The sequence below is a fragment of the Streptomyces sp. NPDC056169 genome (assembly GCF_042268445.1).
Classification (GTDB): Bacteria; Actinomycetota; Actinomycetes; order Streptomycetales; family Streptomycetaceae; genus Streptomyces.
Genome location: NZ_JBHJUO010000010.1, coordinates 177,667 through 194,939 on the forward strand (window position 1 = coordinate 177,667; position 17,273 = coordinate 194,939).

Below are 17,273 nucleotides of genomic sequence, written 5' to 3' on the forward strand. Positions count from 1 at the left end.
TGCCGGGTGCGACGGGAGCCCTTCGGCTCGTTCACAGCCCGAACTCCCGGAGGGCGTCGAGGAACTCGTCCCGCCGCGATGCGTGGATCAGGTGCCCGGCCTCGATCGTGACCAGGCGGGCGCCGGGAATGCGCTCGGCGAGCCGGGACAGGTGCTCCTGCGGCACGTGGCTGGACGGGCCCCCGGCCAGGACGAGGGTGGGGGCCGTGATCGCCGGGAGGCCCTCCCGCCAGGCGCTGTCGGGGGCGTTCAGCTGGGCGTCGGTGGTCGTGACGACCTCCCAGTCGAAGGAGAGCGGGCCCTCGGGTCGCTCGGCCACAGCGCGCGGCGGGTCGAGCGGGAGGAACCCGGGCACCTCCTCCAGGACGAGGCGGCCGATCAGGCCGGGTTCCCGCTGGGCGAGGAGGTACGCGGCCCCGCCGCCCATCGAGTGGCCGACGACGGTCGCCCCGGCGAGGCCGAGGACGTGCAGGAAGCCGCCGATCGCGTCGCGGAAGTCCTCGAAGCCGTAGCGGCCCGTGCGGTCGCTCAGTCCGTGGCCGGGCAGGTCGAGGGCGTATACCCGGTGATCGGCCGCGAGCTCCCCCACGATGTCGTGCCAGTCGGCGCCGCTCTCGCCGCGGGCGTGCACCAGGACGACGGGCGGCGCGGACTCGGGGCCGCGCACCCGGTAGGCGAGGCGTACGCCGCCCACGGTGACCGTGCGGACGTCCGGGTCGAGGAAGGCGGCGATCGGGCGGACGAAGGCGTCCGCGTCGTCCACCCAGGGGAAGTGTCCGGCGCCGGGCTGGACGACGAGTTCGGCGTGGGGGAAGCAGGCCGCGATCTCCGCGGCCTTGGCCGGGGTGGGTCCCGCGTCGTACTCCCCCGCCAGGATCAGCACCGGTGCCTTGAGCGCGGTGAGCGCGCGGCGGGTCGTCTCCGCGTCGTAGGCACCCTCGCCGTGGTAGGCGGAGGCGGCCTCCCAGCGGATCTGTCGCTCCGCTGCCGCCGCGTGTTCTTGGGCGGCCGTGTCCCAGCGGCCGTAGCCGAAGGGGGCCACGATCTCCAGGACGCGCGGCAGCGGGGTGTCGGGCCCGATCGTGGCGAGCGCGGCCTGGGCCTCCGCGTACCAGGGCCGGTCGGCGAAGACGGTGACGGCCTCGTCCCACTCCTCGTCGGTGGTGCCGTGGCCGACCGCCCATCCGTTGGACGTGACGAGGACGAGGGAGCGGACGCGCTCGGGGTGCGCGGCGGCGTACAGGGTCGCCAGGTTCCCGGCGGCGGAGTGGCCGAGGACGTCGATCCGCTCCAGGCCGAGGTGGGCGCGGAGGGCCTCGACGTCGCCGACCTGGCGGTCGCAGCGGTACGTGCCGGGGTCGGCGGGCTCGGCGCTCGCTCCGGTGCCGCGGGAGTCGAGGACGACGAGGGTGCGGTGAGCGGTGAGACCGCCGAGGTCGCCGAGGTAGGAGGCGTCGCGCATGGGCCCGCCCGGCAGACAGATCAGCGGCTCCCCCTCCCCCTGCGTCCGGTAGGCGAGCTCGGTGCCGTCGTAGGTCGTGAAGGTGGGCATGCCGCCGATCATCACGGCCTGTTGTTGATCTTCGCAACGGGTTTCGCCGAGGGCTGCACGATCGGTGGGCCGGCTGTCCGGAAGATCGACAGGACGCTCCCCGGGGGCGCGATACGGTGGGTCGACCCTCCCCGACATGCGAAGGAACCGTTCCACCGTGCCCGAGACCCGGGAATCCGCGCTCCGCGGCGACTGCGCCAACTGCTTCGGGCTGTGCTGCGTGGCGCTGCCCTTCGCGAAGTCGGCCGACTTCGCCGTGAACAAGTCGTCCGGTGAGCCCTGCCGCAACCTCCAGGAGGACTTCCGCTGCGGCATCCACACGCGGCTGCGCGACAGTGGCTTCCAGGGCTGCACGGTGTACGACTGCTTCGGCGCGGGCCAGCGGGTCTCCCAGGTGACCTTCGGCGGCGTGTCCTGGCGCGAGGCGCCGGAGACGGCGCGCCGGATGTACGAGGTGTTCCCCGTCGTACGCCAGCTCCACGAGCTGCTGCGCTACCTCACCGAGGCCCTGGCCCTGCCGGCCGCCCGTCCGCTCCGCACCGAGCTGCGCGCGGCGGTCGCCCGGGTCGAGGAGCTGGCCGGGGGAACGCCCGAGGCGCTGGAGAAGTTCGACGTGGCTCCCGTACGGGCCGAGGTGAACCCGCTGCTCCTGCGCACCAGCGAGCTGGTCCGGGCGACGGCCGGCGGCAAGCCGAAGAGCCGCCGGGGGGCCGACCTGATCGGCAAGCGGCTGCGCGGGGCGAAGCTGCGGGGCGCCGATCTGCGCGGGGCGCTCCTGATCGCGGCCGATCTGACCGGGGCGGACCTGACGCTCGCCGATCTCATCGGCGTCGACCTGCGGGACGCCGACCTGTCGGGGGCGGATCTGACGGGCGCCCTCTTCCTCACGCAGCCGCAGCTGAACGCGGCGCGCGGGAACGCGGCGACGCGCCTGCCGGCCGGCTTCGAGCGCCCCGCGCACTGGACGGCCTGACGGCCCCGGTCACGCGTGGCGCCCGTCCGATGCGGGCGGGGAGATTGCCCGGGCGACCGGCCGGGACATCGTCCACCGCCCGGTCTCGCAGGCCGACTTCACGCGCGACGCGACGCGGCGGGGCCTGCGCGAGGAGGTCGCCGCCCTGCTGAACCCGCTCCTCAGGGGGCGTACGTGTACGGGGTCGTCGTGGAGAGCGTCAGGAAGCCCAGGCGCTGGAGGATCGGACGGCTCGTGTCCGCCGCGTCGACCTGGACGTAGCGGTGGCCGTGGGCGGCGGCGATGCGGGCGCGGTGCGCGACGAGCGCGCGGTAGAGGCCGCGGCCCCGCCAGGCCTCGACGGTGCCGCCGCCCCAGAGTCCGGCGAAGTCGGTGCCCGGGCAGAGTTCGAGGCGGGCCGCGCTGACGGGCTCGCCGGCCGCGACGGCGACGACGGCGGTGACCGTGTCCGGGTCGGCGGCGAGCCGGTCGAGGAGCTGGCGGCCGATGTGGGAGCTGTCGGTGCCGAAGGCGCGTTCGTGGACCTCGACGACCTGGCGTACCCCGGCCTCGTCGGTGACCGCGTGGAGCTCGACGCCTTCGGGGAGCGGCACGTCCTGGGGCAGGGCCGCGGCGTCGGCGGCCATCAGGGTCTCGGGGTCCTCGGCGGTGAAGCCGGCGGCAAGGAGGCGGTCGGGGAGGTCGGCGGGGCCGTCGTGCCCGTACAGCTTCCACTCGAAGGCGAGGCCGGCGGTGCGGTAGTGGTCGATCTGCGCGGCGATGGCGGCGTCGGCCCCGGCGGCGTCGAGGCCGGACCAGAGGACACCGTTCCAGGCGTGCGCGGGACCGGTCTGCCGGACGACGGCTCCGACGCGCTCGACACGGCATCCGGGCCCGTCGGGGCGCGCCTCGCGGCGGAGCTGACGGTCGTAGAGGTCGCGGAGGTACTGGGGTTCCATGCCGGCCACTCCAGCACCGGGCCCGGCGCCCCGGCAACAGGTTTTGCCTGGCCAGGGCGCCGGGGAACCGTGCCCGGGCCCCCGGCCGCCAGGGGCCCGGGGCGCCGGCGGTTCTTCACCAGGTGACGGGGAGGGAGACCGGGCCGCGGTTGACGGTTCCGCGGCGCCAGGCGATCCGTTCGGGTTCCACGGCGAGGGCGAGTCCGGGGAAGCGGGTGAGGAGGGTGGAGAGCATCACCTCGGCCTCCATCCGGGCCAGTTGGGCGCCGGCGCAGTAGTGGACGCCGTGGCCGAAGGCGAGGTGCGGGGCCTCGTCCCGTTCGAGGTCGAGCCGGTCGGGTTCGGTGTACACGGACGGGTCGCGGTTGGCCGCCGGGTAGAAGACGTAGACGGCCTCCCCTTCCCGGATCGTGACGCCGCCGACCTCGATGTCGGCGGTGGCGATCCTGGGCATGCCGACGCCGTTGCGCTGCGGGATGTAGCGGAGGAGTTCGTCGACGGCCCTGGGGAGGCGGTCGGGTTCGGCGCGGAGCTTCGACGTCTGCTCCGGGTGGACGAGCAGCACGTACGCCATCGTGGCGACGATGTTCCGTACGGCGTCGAGGCCGTTGAGGGTGAGCATGACGGACATCGACACCAGTTCGGGGGTGCTGATGCCGCCGGTCGCGCGGGCGGCGGCGAGTTCGCCGACGAGGTCGTCGCCGGGGTGCTCGGTCCGGTGCCGGGCGAGCCCGGCGAAGTAGCCGGCGATCTCCTTCTTGACGGCCTCGCCCTCGGCCGCGGTGGTGTCGCTGGAGAGGATTCCGGCGCGCCACCGCTCGACCCGGTCGAGGTCGGCGGCCGGGACGCCGAGGAGTTCGGCGATGACCGTGGCCGCGAGCGGGCCGACGAAGGTCTCGGCGAGGTCGGCGGGCGGGCCCGCCTCCAGGGTGCGGACGGCGAGGGCGTCGGCCGTCCGCCGGGTGTGCTCGCGCAGGGCGGTCATGCGGCGACGGCCGAAGGTGGGGGCGACGAGCTTGCGGAGCCTGGTGTGGTCGGGCGGGTCGGCGCGGCCCACTCCCCCGGCCGGCGCGAGGGTGTGCGGGGTCATGCTGGTGACCGGCCTGTCGACCGTCAGGGCCCGGCTCAGTCGCGGGTCGGAGGCGATCTGCTTGACGTCCTCGTAGCGGGTCACGAGCCAGGCGTCGCCCTCGCCGTACCGGAGGCGGACCCGGGCGACCGGCTCCTCGCGGAGGAGCCGGTGGGGCAACGGGTCGAAGACGGTGCCGGGAAGCGGGGCCACGGCCCAGTCGTGGACGACCGGGCCGTGGTGCTCTGCTGGTGGGGTCATGGGATGGGGGCCGCCTCCGCCCGGGCAGGGGCCGTGCCCGGCCGGTCGGCGTCGTGCCGAAGTGGGGTGATCTGTTCGATGTCGTAGCGGAGGCGGAGCTCTTCGACGGCGGCGTGGTCGACCTCGCCGCCCGGGCCGAGGATCTCCATGAGCTCCTCGAAGTAACGCTCGTGGTCGGGCGGGGGCGAGGCCTGGAAGAGCATCCGTACGGGTTCCCCCGTGGGGTTGGCGAAGGCGTGCGGGCAGCCCGGCGGCACGAGGATCAGCGTGCCGCGGGTGGCCCGCACCGCGCGCTGTCCCGAGCCGGACTCCCACTCCCGCCAGCTGTCCGGGGTGCGGACGAGCGGCTCGAAGGCGAGGACGTCGAGCTCGCCGTCCAGGACGTAGAAGAGCTCCTCGCTGTGCCCGTGGGTGTGGGCGCCGACGTCGAAGCCGGGCGGCACGACGACCTCGAAGGTGGAAGCGGTACGGGAGTGCTCGCCGGTCACCTTGAAGGTGACGTGCTGGGCGGCGGTGGTGAGGGTCCTGCCGTGGCCGGGCGGGACGACGAGGCCGCCGCCCGGTCCGATGGCTGTGGCGGTCACGGGGTGTCGGTTCCTCTCACCAGGTGACGGGCAGGGTCTCGGGGCCCCGGATGAGGGCTCCGCGCTGCCACCTGAGCTGCTCCTCGGGGACGGCGAGGCGCAGGTTCGGGAAGCGGGTCCACAGGGAGTCGAGGAGGATCTCCGACTCGATGCGGGCGAGGGCGGAGCCGGGGCAGTAGTGCGGTCCGTGGCCGAAGGCGACGTGCGGGTTGTAGCCGCGGTCGAAGTCGAGCCGATCGGGCTCGGCGAAGACGTCCGGGTCGCGGTTGGCGGTCAGGTACGAGACGTAGACCGGCTCGCCGGCCGGGATGGTGACGCCGCCGACCTCGACGTCCTCCAGGGCGATCCGGGAGAGGCCGACGGCGTTGCGGTGCGGGATGTAGCGGAGGAGCTCGTCGACGGCCTGCGGGACGAGGGCGGGCTCGGCGCGCAGCCGGGCGAGGTGCTCCGGGTGGGTGAGCAGCGCGTACACCATGTTGGCGCTGTTGTTGCGGACGGCGTGGGCGCCGCCGATCTGGATGAGGACGGCGAGTCCGACGGCCTCGTGTTCGGTGACGGCGTCCTCGTCGACGGCGTCGGCGAGGACGGCGGCCAGGGTCTCCTTGCCGGTGCCGTGGCTGCGGCCGACGAGTTCGGTGAAGTACCGGCCCAGGGCGGCCTTGGCCTGCTCGCTGGCCTCCCGGCCGGCCGCGGCGGAGATGATCGTGTCGGACCAGCGGGCCATGAGCGGCTGGTCGCCCTCGGGGACGCCCATGAGTTCACTGACCATGGCGAGCGGGAAGGGGCGGTTGACGAGCTCCATGAGGTCGGCGGGGGCGCCGTGTTCCTCGACCCGGTCGAGGAGGCGGTCCATGACCTCCTGGGCGTGGTCGCGGAGCTCGCGCAGGGCGCGGGCGCTGAACGCGCGGGCGACGACGCGCCGCATCCGGGTGTGGTCCGGCGGGTCGGCGAAGCCGACGGCGCCTTCCATGGGGATGAAGTGCGGGGCGACGCGGGTGATGGAGCGCCCCCAGACGGCCTGGCGGCTGAAACGGGGGTCGACGGAGACGAACTTGACGTCCTCGTAGCGGGTGACGAGCCAGGCGTGGCCCTCGCCGTGCGGCAGCCGGACCCGGGTGACGGGGTCCTCGTGCAGCAGTCGGGCGAGCAGCGGGTCGAAGTCGAGGCCGGTGAGGTCGGGCACGGCCCAGAAGTGGGTCTGGGGGGTGTCGGCGGTGCCGGAGGCGGTGGTGGTCACGAGGCCACCCCCGCGGGGACGGCGATGGCTGCGGTGGCTGCGGTGCCGACTGTGGCGCTTCCGTGGGTGGCCGGCAGGCCGAGCCCGGCGGTCGCCGGGGCGGGGACGCCGACCGGGGCGGGGACGCCGGTCCAGCGGCCGAGGGAGATCTCCGCGGTGATGCCGGGCCCGAATCCGGCGAGGAGGCCGGTGGCGCCCGCCGCGGGGCCGCCTTCCTCGAAGAGGCGGCGCAGGGCGTCGAGGACGACGGCGCTGGCGATGTTGCCGTACTCGGTGAGGGTGGCGCGGCTGTGCCGGAAGGCTTCGGCGGGGACGCCGAGGTGGCTGCCGAGGTCGTCGAGGATGCGGGGGCCGCCCGCGTGGACGAGGTAGAAGTCCTGGCCCCCGGCGTCCTGGCCGTGCAGGGCGGCGAGGTCGACGAGGGCGGGGGCGAGTTGCTCCATGGTGCCGGGAACGCGTTTGTCGAGCATGAAGTGGAAACCTGTCTCCCGGACCTTGTAGGCGATCCAGTCCTCGCTGTCCGGGACGAGGTGGGAACCGTTGCGCTCCAGACGGACGCCGACACCGCCGGAGCCGCGGACGACGGCGGCGGCGACGGCGTCTCCGAAGAGGCCGTTGGAGAGCAGGTTTCCGACGGTGAGGTCGGTCGGCTGGTAGCAGAGCGAGCAGAACTCGCAGGCGACGATCAGCGCGTTCGCACCGGGGTAGGCGGTGCAGAAGTCGTGCGCCCGGTTGACGGCGGCGCCGCCGGCCGCGCAGCCGAGCTGGGCGATCGGCAGCTGGCGGGTGTCGCCGCGGAAGCCGAGGGTGTTGATCATCCAGGCGGTGAGCGAGGGCATCATGAAACCGGTGCAGGAGACGTAGACGATCATGTCGATGTCCCGCGCCTCCAGTCCGGCGTGGGCGAGCGCCTCCTCGACGACGGCGGGGACGCGCGCCTTGGCCTCGTGCTCGTACAGCGCGTTTCGCGCCTCGAAGCCGGGGTGGGCGAGGGTGCGCTCGATGGGTTGCACCAGGTGCCGCTTCGCGACCCCGGTGTTCTCGATCAGGCGCAGGACGAGCGGGAGCTGCTCGTGTCCGGCGTGCAGCCGGCGGGCGAGATCGAGGGTCTCCTGCCGGGTGATCGTGTGCTCGGGGACGGCGACGGCGGGTCGGCACAGGACAGGCATGACGTCACTTTCGGCCGGGCACGCGGGCGGGGCCCGCGCGTCCGGAGCTGGAGGGGGAGAGGCGAGACCGGGCCGGTCTCGGAAGATCCACTCTTTCTCGTGCAGCACCCAATAAGTGCCTGAACCGCCACAAAAACACCCCAAGGTGTGATATCGGAGCGAATTACATGATCAGGGAGAGTGAACCGGCACGCCCGGATTGACTTCCTCCCACCTCTTGCCAAGCCCTGGGCACCTCCGGCTTTACTGGCTCGAACGAAACTACCGAATGATCGGTAGTCCGTTTTACGACTGCGGAGGAGTGGCGCATGACGGACCTTCTGGACAGCGGCGAACGGCTCGGGCGCGAGGAGCTGGCGCTGCTCCAGCTGGAGCGCATGCGTGCGACCCTGCGGCACGCCTACGAGAACGTGCCGTTCTACCGGCGCTCCTTCGACGCGGCCGGTCTCACGCCCGACGACTGCCGCACCCTCGCGGACCTCGCCCGCTTCCCCTTCACCGTCAAGTCCGACCTGCGCGACCACTACCCCTTCGGGATGTTCGCCGTCGACCAGTCCCGGATCCGGCGCGTCCACGCCTCCAGCGGCACCACCGGCCGGCCCACCGTCGTCGGCTACACCGACCGGGACCTGGACACCTGGGCGGACGTGGTGGCCCGCTCCCTGCGCGCCGCCGGGGCGCGTCCCGGGCACAAGGTCCATGTGGCGTACGGATACGGCCTGTTCACCGGAGGACTGGGCGCCCACTACGGCGCCGAGCGCCTCGGGTGCACGGTGATCCCCGCCTCGGGCGGCATGACGGCGCGGCAGGTGCAGCTCATCCAGGACTTCCGCCCCGAGATCATCATGGTGACCCCCTCGTACATGCTGACGCTGCTCGACGAGTTCGAGCGGCAGGGCGTGGACCCGCGCTCGACCTCCCTGAAGGTCGGCGTCTTCGGCGCCGAGCCGTGGACGGAGGCGATGCGGAAGGAGATCGAGGAGCGGTTCGCCATCGACGCGGTCGACATATACGGCCTGTCGGAGGTGATCGGGCCCGGCGTGGCGCAGGAGTGCGTGGAGACCAAGGACGGCCTGCACATCTGGGAGGACCACTTCTACCCGGAGATCGTGGACCCGTTCACGGGCGAGGTGCTGCCGGACGGGGAGGAGGGGGAGCTCGTCTTCACCTCGCTCACCAAGGAGGCGATGCCGGTGATCCGCTACCGGACGCGCGACCTGACCCGGCTGCTGCCGGGGACGGCACGGGTGTTCCGGCGGATGGAGAAGGTCACGGGGCGCAGCGACGACATGATCATCCTGCGCGGGGTGAACCTCTTCCCCACCCAGATCGAGGAGATCGTCCTCCGCACGCCCGCGGTGGCCCCGCACTTCCAGCTGCGGCTGACCCGGGAGGGCCGGCTCGACGCCCTGACGGTACGGGCCGAGGCCCGCGCGGACGCGACGGGCGAGGAGCGGGCGGAGGCGGCCCGGGCGATCGCGGCGGCGGTCAAGGACGGGGTCGGGGTCTCGGTCGGGGTCGAGGTGGTCGACCCCGAGACGCTGGAACGGTCGGTGGGCAAGATCAAGCGGATCGTGGACCTGCGGGAGCGGGAGGCCTGACGGGGCCGGGACTCGTCCGACGGGCCGGCATACGGGGCCGGGACTCGTCCGACGGGCCGGCGGGGCCGCGCCTCCTCGTGCGGGCTGACGGGGCCGGGTCTCCCGGTCCCGTCAGGACTCGCCGGGCTCGCCGGCCTCAATCAGGACTCCGTCACGAGTTCGCCGGGCTCCGTCGCGAGCTCGTCGGCCTCCGTCACGAGTTCACGGCCTCTGTCAGGACTCCCCCGCCGCCCCGCCGAAGCGGTCCCGCAGTTCGCGCTTGAGGATCTTGCCGCTCGCATTGCGGGGCAGTTCGGGAGTGAAGTGGACGCGCTTCGGCGCCTTGAAGTGGGCGAGCTTCTCCCGCGCGTGCGCGAGGAGTTCGGCCTCCGTGACCTCGCCGCGCGGGACGACGACGGCCGTGACCGCCTCGATCCAGCGCTCGTCGGGGAGGCCGATCACGGCCACCTCGGCGACGCCGGGGTGGGTGTAGAGGGCGTCCTCGACCTGGCGTGAGGCGACGAGCACTCCCCCGGAGTTGATGACGTCCTTCACGCGGTCGACGATGGTGAGGAAGCCCTCGGCGTCGCGCACGGCGAGGTCGCCCGAGTGGAACCAGCCGCCGCGGAAGGCCGCATTGGTCTCGTCGGGCTTGCGCCAGTAGCCCTCGCACAGCTGCGGCGAACGGTAGACGATCTCCCCGGCGGTGCCGTCCGGCACGTCCTTGCCGTCCTCGTCGACGACCCGCGCCTCGACGTGGCGGACGGGCCGCCCGCAGGAGTCCATCCGGCCCTCGTGCTCGTCGGGGCCGAGGACGGTGGCGAGGGGGCCGATCTCGGACTGGCCGAAGCAGTTGGAGAAGCGCAGGCCGGGCAGCCGCGCCCGCAGCCGTTCGAGGACCGGTACGGGCATGATCGAGGCCCCGTAGTAGGCCTTGCGCAGCGCGGAGAGGTCCCGCCCGGCGAACTCCGGGTGGTTGGCGAGGCCGATCCAGACGGTCGGCGGGGCGAAGAAGCTGTCCGCACGGCCCGCCTCGATCAGGTCGAAGAGGACGGCCGGGTCGGGTCCGTCGACGATCGTGTTCTCGGCGCCGACGGCGAGACAGGGCAGCAGGAAGACGTGCATCTGTGCCGAGTGGTACAGCGGCAGCGCGTGCACCGGCCGGTCGTCCTCGCGCAGGTCGAGGGCCTCGATGGCGCTCGCGTACTCGTGGGCGAGCGCGCGGTGGGTCATCATCGCGCCCTTGGGGAGGGCGGTGGTGCCCGAGGTGTAGAGCAGCTGCACGATGTCCCGGGCGTCGTGGTCGGTGTCGTACTCCTCCGGCACGGCGACCGCGTCCAGGAGCGAACCGGGCGCGTCCCGCAGCGGCTTGACCGCGAAGCCGTCCGGAACGCGGTCCGCGAGGGCCGGGTCGGCGAGGACGAGCGAGCTCTCCGACTGCTCCAGGAGGTACGCGAGGTCGTCGCCGGTCAGATGGTGGTTGACCGGCACGTGGATCAGGCCCGCCCGAGCGCAGGCCAGGAACGCGATGAGGTAGGCGTCCGAGTTGTGGCCGTAGGTCGCGACCCTGGCCTGGTCGGGCAGGCCGAGGCCGTGGTGCGGCTCCCGCAGGACGGCGGCGGCGGTGGTGACGGCCGCGTCCAGCTCGGCGTACGTCCAGGTCCGGTCGGCGTACCGGACGGCGATGCGGTCCGGTACGCGCTGGGCGCTCATGCGCAGGACGCCGTCGACGGTGCGGCTGAGGAGTCGTTCCATGCCGTGATCCTCGGCGTGCGGCGGGCGGATGGTCAAGTACCGTGCGGCGCGCCGTACATCCTCCCGAACCTCCCCGCGAACCTCTCCCCGGACTTCTCCCCGAACCTCCCCGACCTCGGATACCGAACGGGATGTTGACAAGGGGCCACGCAACTGCGTGCATGGTCCAACCCGCAGTGCTCGTCCATCCGTTGGGAGGCACCTTGCACCTCCGCACCCGCCTGAAACACCTGGCACTCACCGGCGCGGCCCTCGCCGTCGTCACCGCCACGCTGCCCGGCGCGGCGGCGGCCGACTCCGGGGACCGGGGCCATCGGCCGTCCGACCGGGGCCTGTCGGCCGTCATCCGGTACACCGAGTACGGCATCCCGCACATCGTGGCGAAGGACTACGCGAACCTGGGCTTCGGTACGGGCTGGGCACAGGCCGCCGACCAGGTCTGCGTCCTCGCCGACGGCTTCCTGACCGTGAACGGCGAGCGCTCCCGGCACTTCGGTCCGGACGCCGCCCCGGACGGCTCGCTGTCCTCGGCCGCCACCAACGTGTCCAGCGATCTGTACTTCCGCGGCGTGAAGGACGCCGGGACGGTCGAGGCGCTGCTCCGGACGCCCGCGCCGGCCGGGCCGAGCGGCGACCTGAAGGAGCTGATGCGCGGCTGGGCGGCCGGCTACAACGCCTGGCTGCGGAAGAACCGCATCACGGACCCCGCCTGCGCGGGCGCCGACTGGGTCCGCCCGGTGAGCGCGCTCGACGTGGCCCGGCGCGGCTTCGCGGTCTCGGTCCTCGGCGGACAGGGCCGGGCCGTCGACGGCATCACCGCCGCCCGACCGCCCGCCACTCCCCCGACAGGAACGGCAGGAACGGCAGGGACGGCAGGGACGGCAGGGACGGCAGGGACGGCAGCAACCACAGGGACCACACCCGACCCGGCGCGCACCGCCGAGGCCGCCCGTGCGCTGTTCGCCGCCGAGAACGCCACGATGGGCTCGAACGCCGTCGCGTTCTCCGGAGCGGCGACGGCCGACGGGCGCGGGCTGCTCCTGGGCAACCCGCACTATCCCTGGCAGGGCGGCCGCCGTTTCTGGCAGTCCCAGCAGACCATCCCGGGCGAGCTGAACGTGTCGGGCGCCTCGCTCCTCGGCACGACGGTCGTCAACATCGGCTTCAACGACAAGGTGGCCTGGAGCCACACCGTCGCCACCGGAGTGCCGCTCAACCTCCATCAGCTGACGCTCGCCCCGGGCGACCCCACCTCCTACCTGGTGGACGGGCGCCCGGAGCGGATGACCGCGCGCACGGTGACCGTGCCGGTCAAGGGCGGCGACCCCGTCACCCGTACCCAGTGGTGGACGCGGTACGGCCCTGTCGTCGGCGGCCTCGGTCCGCAGCTCCCGCTGCCGTGGACCGCCACGACGGCGTACGCGCTCAACGACCCCAACGCGGCCAATCTGCGCGGCTCCGACACCGCTCTCGGTTTCGGCAAGGCGCGCTCGACGCGGGACGTCGCCGAGACCCTGCGGCGCACGCAGGGGCTGCCGTGGGTCAACACGATCGCGGCCGACTCGGCGGGGCACTCCTACTTCAGCCAGTCGCAGGTGCTGCCCCGGATCACCGACGAGCTCGCGCAGCGCTGCTCGACCCCGCTCGGCCGGGCCACCTACCCGGCCTCGGGCGTCGCGGTGCTCGACGGCTCGCGCTCCGACTGCGCGCTCGGCTCCGACCCGGACGCGCTCCAGCCGGGGACCTTCGGACCGGCGCGGATGCCGACGCTCCAGGACACTCCGTACGTCGAGAACTCCAACGACAGCGCCTGGCTGACCAACGCCGACCGGCCGCTGACCGGCTACGAGCGGGTCTTCGGCACGACGGCCACGCAGCGCTCGCTGCGCACCCGGGGCGGTGTCGAGGACGTGGCGGCGATGGCGGAGCGGGGGCGGCTCACGGTGGCCGACCTCCAGCGCCAGCAGTTCGCGAACCGGGCTCCGGCCGGTGACCTGGCGGCGGCCGATGTCGCCGCGGCCTGCCCGGCGGCGCTGCCGGACGACCCCGAGGCCTGCCGGGTGATCGGAGCCTGGGACCGGACGATGAACGCGGAGAGCCGGGGTGCGCTGTTCTTCGACCGGTTCTGGCGGAAGTTCGCCGGTTCGGTGCCGGCGGCCGAGCAGTGGAAGGTGCCGTTCTCGGCGGCCGACCCGGTCCGTACCCCGCACACCGTGAACACGGCGGCGCCGGGCTTCGCGAAGGCGCTGCGGGACGCGGCGGCCGAGCTGCGGGCGGCGGGGATCCCGCTGGACGCACCGCTCGGTTCCCACCAGTTCGTCGTACGGAACGGGGAACGGCTGCCGATCAGCGGCGGAACCGAGTCGCTGGGCGTCTGGAACAAGACGGAGCCCGTGTGGAACGCGGCGGGCGGCGGCTATGTGGAGGTCGCCCACGGGACCAGCCACGTACAGGCGGTGGGCTGGGACGGGGGCCGGTGCCCGGTGGCCCGCACCCTGCTCTCGTACTCCCAGTCCTCGAACCCCGCGTCACCGCACTACAGCGACCAGACCCGGCTGTACGCGGGCGAGCGCTGGGTGACCTCCCGGTTCTGCGAGAAGGACATCCTGCGCTCGCCTGCGCTGCGGGTGGTGGTCGTCAGGGGCTGAGCGAGAGGAACACGAAGGCGGCGAAGATCACGAGATGGACGCCGCCCTGGAGGAGCGTGGCCCGTCCGGGCACCACGGTCAGGGCGCTCACCACGCCGGTGAGGGTGAGCAGGACCATGTGGACCGGTCCCAGGCCCAGCACGAGGGGCCCGGACAGCCAGATCGAGGCGAGCGCGATCGCCGGAATCGTCAGGCCGATGCTGGCGATCGCGGAGCCGTAGGCGAGGTTGAGGCTGGTCTGCATGCGGTCCCGGCGCGCCGCGCGGACGGCGGCGAGGGTCTCGGGCAGCAGCACCATCAGCGCGATGACGACACCGACGACCGCGTTCGGCAGACCCGCCGACTCGACGCCGTCCTCGATGGTGGGCGAGACCAGCTTGGCGTTGCCCACGACGGCGATGAGGGCGACGAGGAGCAGACCGAGGCTGGTGAGGGTCTCGCGCTTGGTCGGCGGGTCGGCGTGGTCGTCCGCCGACTCCTCGCCCGGCCGGGGCACGGGGAGGAAGTAGTCGCGGTGCCGGATGGTCTGGACGGCGACGAACACGCCGTACAGACAGAGCGAGGCGACGGCGGCGAAGGCGAGCTGCGCGGTGGAGAACTCGGGGCCGGGCTCACTCGTGGTGAAGGTCGGCAGGACGAGCGTCATCACGGCGAGGGTGCAGACGGTCGCGAGCGCGCCGCCGGAGCCCTCCGCGTTGAAGACCGCGACGCGGTTGCGGAGCGCGCCGACGAGGAGGGAGAGGCCGACGATGCCGTTGCAGGTGATCATGACGGCGGCGAAGACGGTGTCACGGGCGTACGTCGAGGTCTTCTCGCCGCCTCCCGCCATGAGGGTGACGATGAGTCCGACCTCGATGACGGTGACGGCGACGGCGAGGACGAGCGAGCCGTAGGGTTCGCCGACGCGGTGGGCGACCACTTCCGCGTGGTGGACCGCCGCGAGGACGGCGGCGACGAGACAGAGCGCGATGAGGACGACGGCGAAGCCGGGAAGGTCGCGCCCCCAGGCCACGCCGAGCACAAGCGCCGCCACCACCGGGCCCCAGGTGGTCCACTGTCTGGCCAATGACGCCGTGCTCGAACTCATGATCCGCATCCTGCCACAAGGGGGCTTTCGCCCGTTTCGTTCAGTCGTCGTGGTCGGTGAGGCCGCGCTCGTACGCGGCGAGGGTCTCGACGAACATCCGCCGCTCGGCCGGACCGAGCGGTTCCAGGGCCGCGCGCCAGGCGCCGGCGCTGCGACCGAGCCAGCCATCGATGGCCGCGCGATGCTCTTCGGCGATCGAGACGATCTTGCGCCTGCGATCGGCGGGGTCCTCGGCCCGCCCGAGGACACCCTTCTTCGTCAGGTCCCCGACCATCAGGCTCACGGTGGTGGGGGCGACCTCCAGGCGCGCGGCGAGCTCGTTGACGCTCAGCGGCCCGTCGAACAGGAGGTAGGCGAGCAGGGAGAGGTGGCGGGGCGCGAGCGTGAGCGACTGCAGCTCGTCGGGGATCCTGATGCGCTTGACCCGCCCGACCATCCGGGGCATGAGCAGCAGCAGCGTACGGACGGCGTCGTCCACGTCCGGGCCGTCGGCGGCCCCGCTCCCCTGGCGCGCGGTTGACACCCTGCACCCTCCCTTTTAGCTTTGCTTTCAAAGCAAATAGATCCGTCGTGATCGATGCTACCGGAAGGCACCGCCATGTCCGATTTCAACCAGCAGGTCATCGAGGAGTTCCGCGCCAACGGCGGCCGGGTGGGCGGGATGTTCGAGGGCGCGGCCCTGCTCCTCCTCACCACGACGGGTGCCCGCAGCGGTCGGCCGCACACCAACCCCGCCGTGTACGTGCGCGACGGCGCGCGGCTGCACGTCTTCGCGTCGAACGTCGGCGGGCCGAAGCACCCGGCCTGGTTCCACAACCTCAGCGCCGACCCGCACGTGACCGTCGAGCTCGGCACCCCGGACGGGACCGTCGAGCGCTTCGCGGCGACGGCGGTGGTGACGGAGGGCGAGGAACGGGACCGCCTGTACGCGGAACAGGCGGACCGCGACCCGGGATTCGCCACCTACCAGGCGGCCACGGACAGGATCATCCCGGTCGTCGCCCTGCACCGCCTGGACCTCGGGGACCCGGCGCGGCACCGGGCGATCGCCGGCCACCTGGTCAAGGTCCATGCCGAACTGCGGGCAGAACTGACGACGTTACGCGAGGGGTTGGACTCCGCGGAGGCGGCGACGGAGGCGGAGGTTACGGGGGAAGCGGAGGCGGTGGTTACGGGGGAAGCGGAGGGCGCGGCGGAATCAGTGGATACCCCGGCGCTCGGCCGGCGGCTCGCCCGCCACTGCCTGACCTTCTGCGGCGCGCTGCACGCCCACCACCACAACGAGGACAGCGTCTTCGACCTCCTGGAGCGCGAGTTCCCGGAGCTGGCCGACTCGCTGGACCGGATGCGCGAGGAGCACAAGGTGGTCGCCCGCACGGTGGAGGAACTGGAGGCGCTCCTCACCTCGGGAGCCGCACCGGCGGCCCTCCGCGCCGAGGTGGACCGGCTGGCGACCCGCCTGGAAGAGCACTTCACGTACGAGGAGGCGCAGTTGGTCCCGGCGCTCACGCGCACGCGGACCGTGCCCGAGACGTAGCCCCGCCCGCCCGAGGGCGGGGCGAGCCCTCGCCGCGCGTCAGTGGGCCGGGTTGCGGGCAGCGGCTTCGGCCGCGGACTTCAAGTCCCGCAGCCACGCTTCAAGACCCTCGCGGAGAAGTCGGGTCGCGGCGGGAACGTCCGCCTCGACCTGGGGGCCGGTGTGGGTCTCCTCGGTGCTGACCCGTACACCTCCCCCCTTGACCGCGGTGAAGGTCCACACGTGGACGCCGTCGATGCGCAGCCCTTCGCCGATCGCCGGGCCGGTCCAGCGGATGCACGAGTGCTGCTCGATCTGCCGCACGGTCGAGGTGATCTCCAGGCTGGTGGCGGGAATCGAGGGATGGGGCGGGATCGGCAGCGTCCACCGGAAGGCCGAACCCCTGCGGAGGTGGCCGTGGTCGAGGCGCTCCACGGCCTCGACGGGGGCCTGCCAGGACGGCCAGCGCTCCACGTCGGTCTGGAGCTTCCAGATGGTGTGCAGCGGGGCGTCGATCACGATCTCGGTCCGGTGACGGACGAGGGCGTCGGGGACGACGCCCTCGCCGCGGCAGGTGAGGGAGGCCCTGGCGGCGCGGGAGTCGGCGGACGCGACGGCACCGGCGGGTGCGGGTGCGGCGGGTGCGGCGGCGACGGTGCCGAGGAGGCCGAGGGCGACCGGGACGGTGACGAGGGCTGCGCGAATGCCGGTGCTGCGAGGGCTGCGGGTGCCGCGGGTGCCGGACATGGAGTTCTCCTCTGTCGGTCGGGCGTGAGGACCCTCCACCTCGAAGGTAGAGGCTCACACTTTCGTTAGATGTTGTAACTCGCCGCCCGGTGACGGGTCAACGGGTGCGTGATAACTTCTCACCAACCCTTGAGGTTGTAGCCGGATGAGCGGGGAC

The 17,273-nt window shown here is 73.0% G+C and carries 14 protein-coding genes; 4 read left to right on the forward strand and 10 right to left on the reverse strand.

The features are described 5' to 3' along the window. Positions 1 to 31 precede the first annotated feature (31 nt). Positions 32 to 1,552, reverse strand: coding sequence for an alpha/beta fold hydrolase (locus ACFC0G_RS18115; RefSeq protein WP_376404230.1), 1,521 nt, complete (start codon positions 1,550 to 1,552; stop codon positions 32 to 34). Between the two features lie 136 nt (positions 1,553 to 1,688). On the opposite strand from ACFC0G_RS18115, the gene ACFC0G_RS18120 reads away from it, so the two are divergent. Continuing rightward, a complete protein-coding gene (locus ACFC0G_RS18120; RefSeq protein ID WP_376404232.1) occupies positions 1,689 to 2,525 on the forward strand; it encodes a pentapeptide repeat-containing protein in 837 nt (278 codons plus the stop codon). A gap of 161 nt (positions 2,526 to 2,686) precedes the next feature. Here ACFC0G_RS18120 and ACFC0G_RS18125 read toward each other — a convergent pair whose 3' ends face one another. The 5 genes from ACFC0G_RS18125 to ACFC0G_RS18145 all read right to left on the reverse strand — a co-directional run bounded on the left by ACFC0G_RS18125 (position 2,687) and on the right by ACFC0G_RS18145 (position 7,783). Beyond that, positions 2,687 to 3,463, reverse strand: coding sequence for a GNAT family N-acetyltransferase (locus ACFC0G_RS18125; protein WP_376404234.1), 777 nt, complete (start codon positions 3,461 to 3,463; stop codon positions 2,687 to 2,689). Positions 3,464 to 3,578: 115 nt separating this feature from the next. Next, on the reverse strand, positions 3,579 to 4,793 hold the full coding sequence (locus ACFC0G_RS18130) for a cytochrome P450 (RefSeq protein WP_376404236.1): 1,215 nt from the start codon (positions 4,791 to 4,793) through the stop codon (positions 3,579 to 3,581). Further along, positions 4,790 to 5,377: a cupin domain-containing protein gene (locus ACFC0G_RS18135; RefSeq protein WP_376404238.1), complete on the reverse strand. Its 588-nt coding sequence runs from the start codon at positions 5,375 to 5,377 to the stop codon at positions 4,790 to 4,792. Before ACFC0G_RS18135 ends, ACFC0G_RS18130 begins: the two co-directional genes overlap by 4 nt. A gap of 16 nt (positions 5,378 to 5,393) precedes the next feature. Beyond that, on the reverse strand, positions 5,394 to 6,614 hold the full coding sequence (locus ACFC0G_RS18140) for a cytochrome P450 (RefSeq protein ID WP_376404240.1): 1,221 nt from the start codon (positions 6,612 to 6,614) through the stop codon (positions 5,394 to 5,396). After that, entirely contained in the window at positions 6,611 to 7,783 is a 1,173-nt protein-coding gene (locus tag ACFC0G_RS18145; protein WP_376404242.1) for a type III polyketide synthase, read from the reverse strand. Before ACFC0G_RS18145 ends, ACFC0G_RS18140 begins: the two co-directional genes overlap by 4 nt. A 308-nt stretch (positions 7,784 to 8,091) precedes the next feature. On the opposite strand from ACFC0G_RS18145, the gene paaK reads away from it, so the two are divergent. Then, a complete protein-coding gene (gene paaK, locus ACFC0G_RS18150; RefSeq protein WP_376404244.1) occupies positions 8,092 to 9,384 on the forward strand; it encodes a phenylacetate--CoA ligase PaaK in 1,293 nt (430 codons plus the stop codon). Between the two features lie 213 nt (positions 9,385 to 9,597). Here paaK and ACFC0G_RS18155 read toward each other — a convergent pair whose 3' ends face one another. Next, on the reverse strand, positions 9,598 to 11,118 hold the full coding sequence (locus ACFC0G_RS18155; RefSeq protein ID WP_376404246.1) for a fatty acyl-CoA synthetase: 1,521 nt from the start codon (positions 11,116 to 11,118) through the stop codon (positions 9,598 to 9,600). A gap of 203 nt (positions 11,119 to 11,321) precedes the next feature. Here ACFC0G_RS18155 and ACFC0G_RS18160 point away from each other — a divergent pair, with 203 nt between their 5' ends. Continuing rightward, positions 11,322 to 13,766: a penicillin acylase family protein gene (locus ACFC0G_RS18160; protein ID WP_376404248.1), complete on the forward strand. Its 2,445-nt coding sequence runs from the start codon at positions 11,322 to 11,324 to the stop codon at positions 13,764 to 13,766. On the opposite strand, the gene ACFC0G_RS18165 is transcribed toward ACFC0G_RS18160, so the two are convergent. After that, a complete protein-coding gene (locus ACFC0G_RS18165; RefSeq protein WP_376404250.1) occupies positions 13,756 to 14,853 on the reverse strand; it encodes a calcium:proton antiporter in 1,098 nt (365 codons plus the stop codon). The two genes, ACFC0G_RS18160 and ACFC0G_RS18165, sit on opposite strands and share 11 nt — an antisense overlap. Before the next feature lie 40 nt (positions 14,854 to 14,893). Continuing rightward, a complete protein-coding gene (locus ACFC0G_RS18170) occupies positions 14,894 to 15,298 on the reverse strand; it encodes a MarR family winged helix-turn-helix transcriptional regulator (protein WP_376404535.1) in 405 nt (134 codons plus the stop codon). Between the two features lie 153 nt (positions 15,299 to 15,451). Between ACFC0G_RS18170 and ACFC0G_RS18175 the strand changes: the two genes are divergently transcribed. Next, positions 15,452 to 16,390, forward strand: coding sequence for a nitroreductase/quinone reductase family protein (locus tag ACFC0G_RS18175; protein WP_376404252.1), 939 nt, complete (start codon positions 15,452 to 15,454; stop codon positions 16,388 to 16,390). Positions 16,391 to 16,429: 39 nt separating this feature from the next. Here the strand turns inward: ACFC0G_RS18175 and ACFC0G_RS18180 are convergent, their stop codons facing one another. Continuing rightward, positions 16,430 to 17,116 carry an SRPBCC family protein gene (locus ACFC0G_RS18180; RefSeq protein WP_376404254.1) on the reverse strand — a complete coding sequence of 229 codons (687 nt, stop codon included), beginning with the start codon at positions 17,114 to 17,116 and terminating at the stop codon, positions 16,430 to 16,432. Positions 17,117 to 17,273 lie beyond the last annotated feature (157 nt).

Excerpts from the sequence above, each read along its gene's own strand:
- ACFC0G_RS18115 (WP_376404230.1), bottom strand. The coding sequence starts at position 1,552 with ATGCCCACCTTCACGACCTACGACGGCACCGAGCTCGCCTACCGGACG.
- ACFC0G_RS18120 (WP_376404232.1), top strand. The coding sequence starts at position 1,689 with ATGCGAAGGAACCGTTCCACCGTGCCCGAGACCCGGGAATCCGCGCTC.
- ACFC0G_RS18125 (WP_376404234.1), bottom strand. The coding sequence starts at position 3,463 with ATGGAACCCCAGTACCTCCGCGACCTCTACGACCGTCAGCTCCGCCGC.
- ACFC0G_RS18130 (WP_376404236.1), bottom strand. The coding sequence starts at position 4,793 with ATGACCCCACCAGCAGAGCACCACGGCCCGGTCGTCCACGACTGGGCC.
- ACFC0G_RS18145 (WP_376404242.1), bottom strand. The coding sequence starts at position 7,783 with ATGCCTGTCCTGTGCCGACCCGCCGTCGCCGTCCCCGAGCACACGATC.
- paaK (WP_376404244.1), top strand. The coding sequence starts at position 8,092 with ATGACGGACCTTCTGGACAGCGGCGAACGGCTCGGGCGCGAGGAGCTG.
- ACFC0G_RS18155 (WP_376404246.1), bottom strand. The coding sequence starts at position 11,118 with ATGGAACGACTCCTCAGCCGCACCGTCGACGGCGTCCTGCGCATGAGC.
- ACFC0G_RS18165 (WP_376404250.1), bottom strand. The coding sequence starts at position 14,853 with ATGAGTTCGAGCACGGCGTCATTGGCCAGACAGTGGACCACCTGGGGC.
- ACFC0G_RS18170 (WP_376404535.1), bottom strand. The coding sequence starts at position 15,298 with ATGCCCCGGATGGTCGGGCGGGTCAAGCGCATCAGGATCCCCGACGAG.
- ACFC0G_RS18175 (WP_376404252.1), top strand. The coding sequence starts at position 15,452 with ATGTCCGATTTCAACCAGCAGGTCATCGAGGAGTTCCGCGCCAACGGC.
- ACFC0G_RS18180 (WP_376404254.1), bottom strand. The coding sequence starts at position 17,116 with ATGTCCGGCACCCGCGGCACCCGCAGCCCTCGCAGCACCGGCATTCGC.